Raw genomic sequence first — 7,837 nt, forward strand, 5'->3', positions numbered from 1 at the left:
ACCCTTACGGATTGCTGTATGAGAGCTGGGAAAGCGGGGGCCCTGCTGGCCGTGCCATCGGCAGACCAAATCATCCAAGGCCCGGACCTGCACGGCCGTGAACCTTATTCCCAGCTTGGTCAACACCTGAGCCAGCAGACGGGTACGCAGAGCCGGGTGACAGTCGGCCAATCCGCGGGCATCCAAGCAGACCAGAACCCCTTCGGCCTTTTGGTCCAAGTCAGGGCTCGCAACCAGCCGCTGGTAGAGTCCATCCACCTGGGAGTCCAGGTAATCCTGATCCAGACGGGCCATATCCGCACCCAGAGCAAGGCGACGGACCATGTCCCGGCCAGCGAAGCGATTCAAGGCAGGCAGCAGGTCATGACGGATCCGCGAGCGCAACGGCAGCGTCTCGGGAAGCGTACAATCGGCCGGCTGATCGTCACCGTTAGTGGGGTCGTCCCACCAGTCGATCCCCTGCTGGCGGCAAATGGCCGTGGTATCTTTCCGGTCCAAATCCAGGAACGGACGCAGGTAACACATTCCTCCACGCTCTATACGCCGAGCCATCCCGGTGATGGCCTCCAGCCCCTGGGAGCGAATCAGGCCAATCAGCACTGTCTCAGCCTGATCATCACGGGTGTGCGCCAGGAGGACAGCCTTGGCGCCCAACTCAAGGGCCTGCCCGGAGAGGGCCTGATAACGGGCTGCACGGGCATCGGCCTCAGGACCAGCCGAAGTGACAGGCACATCCACTCTGGTGACGCGAACCGGATCCAATCCCAACTCCCGGCAGGTTCCAGCCGCGCACTCGGCAACCCGATCCGAATCAGGCACCAGACCGTGATCAATCAGCAAAGCCCCGCACCGCAGACCGGTCATATCGGCCACCAAATGGGCCACGCAGGCCAGGGCCAGGGAATCCCGGCCTCCAGAACAGGCCACCAGGACCAGTGGAGCATCCGAATCGGGCCGGTGCACCCCGTGATGGGTGAACCGCCGATCCTGCAGGCCCAGGCCCTCCCGGTCCAGGGTCGAACGCAGGAGCCCCACCGCCTTTTTCATCTCCGCTGAATAGACCATGGTCCAGGCGTCCTCCCGTTCAGAGCCGATCCAGGGATCCGACCAAGGTGTCCACAGCCTGCTGGGCAGCAGCCACATCCTCGGGATCGTTGACGACTACAGCAAAGACCAGAACACCGCCTGAGCGTCGAATCACATTGCCTGCCAGTGAAGTCACCTGATCCAGGGTGCCGGTCTTGACCCGGATCAGCCCGTCGGCCTGATTGTCGATTTCGCGTCTGGCTGCCGTGCCGGTCAGCCCCACCACCGACAGACCCTTGACCAGGGGGGTCAGCCCCTTCTCGGACAGGGCCAGCTGCTGAACATCCACCAAGGTTCCCACCTTTAGGCTCGAGCCAGGGGTCAGCCCCGAACAGTCGGCCATGTTGAGGCCCGCAGTGTCCACACCCAGCTTGTTCAGCGTGCTGGTCACGGCTTTCACAGCCCCGGCTGGGCTGTTGGGCATGTCCAGGGCCAAGGCGGTCAGGCGGCCGAAAAGCTCAGCCAGGCTGTTGTCGGAATTGCGCAGCATCAGCGACATGATCTCGCTGAGCCGTGCCGAGCTGATACGGGCCAGAACCTTGCCCTGGGCATGGTCGATCCTGTTTGGCTCCTGCGCATTGTCCACCTGAATCCCGGACTCCATCAGGCGACTGGCAAAGACCGCTGCAGCAGCCCCTGCCGGATTTTGAACCCTGGGCAGGTAGACACCGCCTGCATCTGGATAGGCAACAGGCTCGGCCTGTCCCTGCCTGGCCTCATCCACGGCCATAGCGACAGGCTCCTGGAAGTAGATTCCATCAGCATTGTTTTCTTCGATTCCCTTCGGCGCCCGATCGTCGCCGAAAAGCGTGTCCTGGTAAGCCAAGGTCACTCGGCCGACCCCCTGCTTGTGCAGGGCCTGGGCCGTCTTCACGGCCAGAGTTCCCAGTCCTGCCCGGCCGTTGACGTGCAGGGGATCGTCCTTGCCGGCGCCTAGCAGCATATCGCCGTGACCGCGTAGGGTCAGCGTCGCCTGTGAGGAGGAAGAGGAATTCAGAACCGCCTCAGTATCCAGCTGGGAGGACATATCCAGAACGGAAGCGGCTGCGGCTGCGGTCAAGGTCTTCATGGTGGAGGCCGGCTGGCGTGCCTGGTCGGCGTTCTTCTGAGCAAGCACCCGTCCGTCAGCCTGTCGCACAACCAGCGAGTATGCATTGCCTATGCCCGGTGTGTCAGCGAAAGCGTTGACCAGCTGCTGGACCTGACCGGCATCCACCGCGGACCCGGGCTTGTTGGCGGTGAAGGTCGGCGGTTCGCCCATCATGACAGCAGGGGGGACCGAAGAATGACTGGTCTTGGACAAAGTCAGCGGCCCGGGCACCAGGTCAGCCAGATCCATGCAAGCATAGCCGACGACCAGTATGACAGCCACAAGCATGGCCAAGGCCACCCGCCAGCGTCGCTTGATCTGACGACGGCGTGTCATGCGCTGCTGATGTCTGTCACCCAATTGCTCTCTCCCGGACTTGCATTCGCCAACCAAATTCGGCTCGGTTCGGTCGGCATCATCCAACTAGCCTAGTACTGGTCCTGTCGCTGTCTCAGGACTGCAGAGAGGCATAGCGATCCAGAGTCAGCAGAATGGCCGACTGACGACGATCGAAGATCCGAGACCCTAAAGCGACACCTACGGCAAGCACAACCAGGCCGTTCGCCAGTGCGACCGGCACAGGCAGCCAGAGCGGAAGAACCCCGCCCGTGGTCATGGCCAGCAATGTCACCAAGAATGTAGGCAGCATGATCACCAGGCTAGCCAGCAACTGCAGTATTGGCAGGAAGCCTTGGGCAACAGCACGTCCCTGCGGTGAGGTGAAGGGCTGGTCCATAGAAGGTACCGGATAGATCAGCAGGGCCGAGAAAATCTGGGCAACTCCCAGCCCAGACAGGAGCAATCCTACGGTCACAGCCAGCATATCCAGGGAGATGATCAGATCTCGCCCGCCCTTCATTGCCCCGGAAAGTGTCAAAGTCACCAACCCAAGCAGGAGCATGCAGGGCAGAGCCACACTCAGATGGCTGCGGACACGGGACTGCCGGTCCTCACGACCCTTCACTCCCGACGCTATCTCCATACGCAGTGCGAGCCCATCGTAGGCCAAGGCGTTGCCCTCGGGAATCTCCAGCATCAGGGCGCCCAAGATCGGTCCCAACCATAGCAACATGGGCATCTGGCGGAAGATCACCGCGTATAGAATCACCACGACAAGCAGAAGCGGATAGCTGGCAAGCTTGCGGGGATCCTGACGAAGATAAATCAGCAATCGCGCGGCCATGGCATCCACAGTGTCCCGGGACCGGCCCAGCATCCCCAGCCCCTTGGGTGCACCCGACCGTTCAGCCCTCGCCCCGGCGTACAAACGGTCATGACGCAGACACAGCATGCCGATCATGAAACAGAGAGCCAGGGTGACCAGCTCCATACACAGCCGTCCGAGCAGAGCCCACCATGATCCCGAAAGGAAATCCTCCGGCAGGCGGACAGCGGCACCCAGTGGCGTCCAGGCCAGTATGTCGGCCGCGGACTTAAGGGAGTCAGTGTCGACTGCCATGCCATCCATGATCCCGCTGTCCAGCAGAGAGGGCAGCAGACACAAAAGCATGATCACCACGGTGACCAGCAGATAGAGCCCGGATCGGGAGCGCTGAGAAACCATCAAGGTACCGACCAGGTCCAAAACAGCCCGGGACAGGGCCAGCATCACCATGACAGCCAGGAGGGCCGCGACCAAAGCCACGATCGCGGCTCCGACACCCATGCGTGCATAGATGGCCGTCAGGGACAGGAAGCAGACGAGGCCAGTCAATCCCGTAGGCCCAGTCAGCCCGGCCAGGTAGAGCCCCACTTGCAGCTGGCTGTCAGGAATCCCGTAAAGGACGAATCGCGAGGGGCCCAGGATCGACCCCTGGCCCAGGAAGGCCAGTTGAATCAGGACCACTCCCAGAGTCAGCCCGACCAGGAACAGGACCAATAAGGTTCCCATACGCTGCCGGTTGCCCGAACCGGCACTGGGCAACCAGCCTCCCAGTGTCAGTGAAGCCTGCCATGAAGCCAGGCAGATGCCTATGACCATGAGCAGACTGATGATGGCTCCGACCATCTGCCAGGAAGAGTGCTTGATCGTGCTCCAGGTAATGGACCAACGCATGGCGATGATGGTGGATGCCGTGCTCATTCCGCCTCCCGGTCTTCCTCAGATCCGGAGCCGTTCAGCCAAGCGATTCGCTTGGCCTGGTGACGGCCGCCGACTAGCTCCAGGAAGCGATCCTCCAGATCCTCGCCTGCAGCGACCTGGGCCACCGTGCCATCAGCCCGAACCAGACCATGGTCGATGATGGCCACATGGGTGCACATCCGCTCCACCAGAGCCATGACGTGCGAGGAAATGACCACTGTTCCCCCGGTATCGACATACTCGGCCAGGATGTCCTTGAGATTGGCGCTTGAGACTGGGTCAACCGATTCGAACGGCTCATCCAGCACCAGGAGTCTAGGGGAATGAATCATGGCCGTAGCCAGGCAGATCTTCTTGGTCATGCCCGATGAATAATCACAGACCCGCTTGCCGCCGGCATCAGTCAGGTCGAAAGCCTCCAACAGGTCCCTGGCCCGGACCAGCGCCTCACTACGCGGCATCCGTCTAAGCATGCCCGAGTAGACCAGCAGTTGCAGACCCGTCAGCCTGTCGAAGATCTGATCACCCTGGGGCATGACGCCGATGATCCGCTTGGCCGTATCCACGTCCGACCATACGTCCCTGCCCAGAATCATGACATTGCCGGAGTCCGGCACCAGAAGTCCTGTCATCATGTTCAGCGTGGTGGTCTTTCCTGCGCCATTGGGGCCAACTATCCCATAGAAGGACCCCCGGGGGATGTCCAGAGAGAGGGCGTTGACAGCAGGCCGGCCCTGATAACACTTGACCAGGGCGCGGATAGAGACCGCTGCCTGTGTATCTGGCGGAGGGACCACTGCCGTCTGGGCGGTCATGCTGGTTGCTTGCACTTCATCGGACATGGCCTTAAGTCTACTAACAAGTCACTACCTCGCTGCCGATTGAGGGCAACAGGCCTCAATGCCCTGAGTGCTCGATGGGTTTCCATCCCGGATTGGCGAAAATGGCCTGGAAGGAGATTGGCACGTAGCTGAGCATGAAGATGGGGAAACTCAGGCAGTAGGCGAAAAGCTCCTTGTTGGATGCGCCGATCTTGTCGCGCTCGGCCAGCACGGTAAGGGCAGCCAGGCCCATCATGGCCAGGAGGCCCAGAATCCCGGCTGCAATGCCATCCACCAGGGTGGTCATCTGGCTGGCCCAAGTCACGAAACCCAGAGCCGGGAAGAGCAGACCGAAGAAGCAGCGGACCAGCCCCAAAACTGTCAAGGGGCAGATCAGGATGGTCAGGTCAACGGCCGAGAAATCACGTTCGCGGAAGGCCCGGGAAATCAGAGCAGGCCCGTAGTAGCGGAAGACCTGAAGGAAGCCCTTGCTCCAGCGCAGCCGTTGCCGCCAGCTCTGCTTGAAGGTGACCGGCTGCTCGTCATAGAGGATGGCGGTGCCGCAATAGCCGATGCGCTCGCCGTGCAGAACCGAGTCCATGGTGAACTCCAGGTCCTCGGTCAGCAGGTGGAACTTCCAGCCGTTGTTGCGCTCCATAACCTCTCTGGAGAACATGAACCCGGTGCCGCCCACGTGGCAGCTGGAGCCGATGACCATCCTTGAGGTGTTGAGGAACCGGGATTCACGGATGAACCATAGGGCCGAACCCGAGGAAACCCAGTTATCCGCAAAGTTGACCGAGTTCCGGTAGCTAGTCAGTATGCGGAAGCCGGATTGGAAAGCCTTGTTCATTTCCTCGATGTAGTGGCGGTCCAGAATGTTGTCCGCATCAAAGACGAAGTAGGCATCATAGTAGGAGTCAAGACCCCGATCGAGTATCTGCTCCAGCAGAAAGGTCAGAGCGTAGCCCTTGCCCACCCGGTCCGGGTCCTGCCGCTCGACCACATGGCAGCCGAGGGATCTGGCCAGTCCGGCGGTGTTGTCGGTGCAGTTGTCGGCCACCAGCCATATGTCGACCATGGAGATTGGGTAGGTCTGCTCCTTGATGGAGTTGATCAGATGACCGACGACATGCTCCTCGTTGCGAGCGGAAATAAGGACGGCGAACCGCTTGTCAAAAGGAGCATCGGGAAAGACCACCGGCTTGGAGACAAAGGAGATGACGATGCAGATGGCCTGGTAGACGATGCCCACCCCGCCCAGCAGCATCATCAGTACGTCCAATACCTTGAGCAGGGCCATCAGCGCCACTCCTTGCGGGGGTTGTCCTCCCCCTCGGAGGCCTCGTCCCCGGTCTCGGTACCCTTGAGCGGCCTGTGCTTTACCGGGGCCAACGCGGACTTGGGTATAGGCACCGTAGCCGACTCATCCAGATCTTTGGCCGTCGGCGAGGATGTCGGGTAAAGCTGGCTGGCAATGGTCATGACAGGGTCGTCCACTCGAACCCTGGCGCTGGTCCCCTTGGCGGACCGGCTGCCCACGTGGCTGGCCACCGGCTGGACCACGTGCTCGTTGAATGCCTCGACACCTTCGACCACCTTGGACTTGCCGACCGGCTTGGGATCCTGCATGAGCGGAGAATCAATCAGCTCGTAATGCTTGACCGAAGCCGAGAAGATGGCCTGGAAGCTGGCCGCCAGAGGCAGGGCCAGGAAGGCGCCCAGGGCACCGAAGACCGCGCCCAGTGCCAGTACGGACAGGAAGGCGATGGCAGGGTTGAGGTCCATGGTCCGCTGGGAGATCTTGGGGGCCAGAATCATATTTTCGATCTGCTGGTAGATGATGATGTAGACCAGCACAATCACAGCCACCAGCAGTCCGCGGCTCCCCCAGGCCACCACTATGGGGACGGCCCCGCCGATGTAAGTGCCGATGGTAGGCACGAACTGGGATACCAGCCCGCAGAAGAGGGCCAGCGGCAACCAGTAGGGCACCTTGAGAATGACTAGGAAGACTGACATGCAGGCTGCGGAGATGAGCGCCAGAATGGTCCTGCTGAACAGGAAGCTGGAGATCTGGTCCTGGGCGATGGTCCAGACGAAGAGGAAACGACGCTGGCTCCTGGGTGCCAGCCACTGACAGAGGCTGCGGCGCAGCTTGGGGCCTGCTGCGGAGATGTAGTAGATGACCAGCAGGACGGTCATGATATTGATGAAGGACCCTGCCAGCCCCACGGTGGTGGTCAAGGCCTGCCCCGCGAAGTCCGTCACCCAGGATGTCTGGATATTCTTGACGATCTCCCCGCCCAGATCCTGCATGGCCGGCAGGTGCCAAGGGGTGCGGCTGGCGATGAATTCCGCCACCTGCTCATAGAGGGCCGGCAGCCCGTTGGCCATGCCGATGACCTGCTGGACCAGCAGATTGCCGAACATACCCAAGAGGACGATCACAATAATAATCAGACCTATCAGGGTGACCGCCGAGGCCGCTCCTCGCCGCCAGCCATGCTTGACCAGCCTGAGCACCAGGGGCTCCATGGCCAGGGAGACGAAGATGGCGATCACCACGTCCAAGACCAGGAATTCGATCTTCCACCAGGAGGAGTATGCGAACCAGGCCAGGAAGACGGCTATGACCACGTAAAGTAGGGCGCGGCCGAACCATTCCGGAGGTCGGCGTGGATCCCCCTTGGGCGGGAAGACCGTCGCGAAATCGAAGCGCTGCTTTTGCTCGTTGGCCATATGTTCCATTATCCC

At 61.2% G+C, this 7,837-nt stretch carries 6 protein-coding genes; all 6 read right to left on the reverse strand.

Annotation, left to right across the window (positions count from 1 at the left end):
• The coding region (gene tilS / locus AC0AP0_RS06515; protein WP_490429791.1) for a tRNA lysidine(34) synthetase TilS at positions 1-1,143 on the reverse strand (1,143 nt) is incomplete at its 3' end.
• Complete coding sequence (gene dacB / locus AC0AP0_RS06520) at positions 1,085-2,536, reverse strand: D-alanyl-D-alanine carboxypeptidase/D-alanyl-D-alanine endopeptidase (RefSeq protein WP_490429792.1); 1,452 nt, start codon at positions 2,534-2,536, stop codon at positions 1,085-1,087. The genes dacB and tilS, both read right to left, overlap by 59 nt.
• Before the next feature lie 91 nt (positions 2,537-2,627).
• On the reverse strand, positions 2,628-4,259 hold the full coding sequence (locus AC0AP0_RS06525; protein WP_490429793.1) for a hypothetical protein: 1,632 nt from the start codon (positions 4,257-4,259) through the stop codon (positions 2,628-2,630).
• The gene (locus AC0AP0_RS06530; protein ID WP_490429794.1) at positions 4,256-5,101 is read right to left on the reverse strand and encodes an ABC transporter ATP-binding protein; all 846 of its coding nucleotides are present in this window, start codon (positions 5,099-5,101) and stop codon (positions 4,256-4,258) included. The genes AC0AP0_RS06525 and AC0AP0_RS06530 overlap by 4 nt, the downstream gene beginning before the upstream one ends.
• Positions 5,102-5,156: 55 nt before the next feature.
• The gene (locus tag AC0AP0_RS06535) at positions 5,157-6,383 is read right to left on the reverse strand and encodes a glycosyltransferase family 2 protein (protein ID WP_110425676.1); all 1,227 of its coding nucleotides are present in this window, start codon (positions 6,381-6,383) and stop codon (positions 5,157-5,159) included.
• Positions 6,383-7,822 carry an AI-2E family transporter gene (locus AC0AP0_RS06540; protein ID WP_490429795.1) on the reverse strand — a complete coding sequence of 480 codons (1,440 nt, stop codon included), beginning with the start codon at positions 7,820-7,822 and terminating at the stop codon, positions 6,383-6,385. Before AC0AP0_RS06540 ends, AC0AP0_RS06535 begins: the two co-directional genes overlap by 1 nt.
• Positions 7,823-7,837: the final 15 nt, after the last annotated feature.

The organism is Bifidobacterium sp. POST2/T3 (B1), from assembly GCF_058197115.1.

Coding starts and splice junctions, on each gene's coding strand:
- AC0AP0_RS06535 (WP_110425676.1), bottom strand. CDS start 6,383: ATGGCCCTGCTCAAGGTATTGGACGTACTGATGATGCTGCTGGGCGGG.
- AC0AP0_RS06530 (WP_490429794.1), bottom strand. CDS start 5,101: ATGTCCGATGAAGTGCAAGCAACCAGCATGACCGCCCAGACGGCAGTG.
- AC0AP0_RS06540 (WP_490429795.1), bottom strand. CDS start 7,822: ATGGCCAACGAGCAAAAGCAGCGCTTCGATTTCGCGACGGTCTTCCCG.
- AC0AP0_RS06525 (WP_490429793.1), bottom strand. CDS start 4,259: ATGAGCACGGCATCCACCATCATCGCCATGCGTTGGTCCATTACCTGG.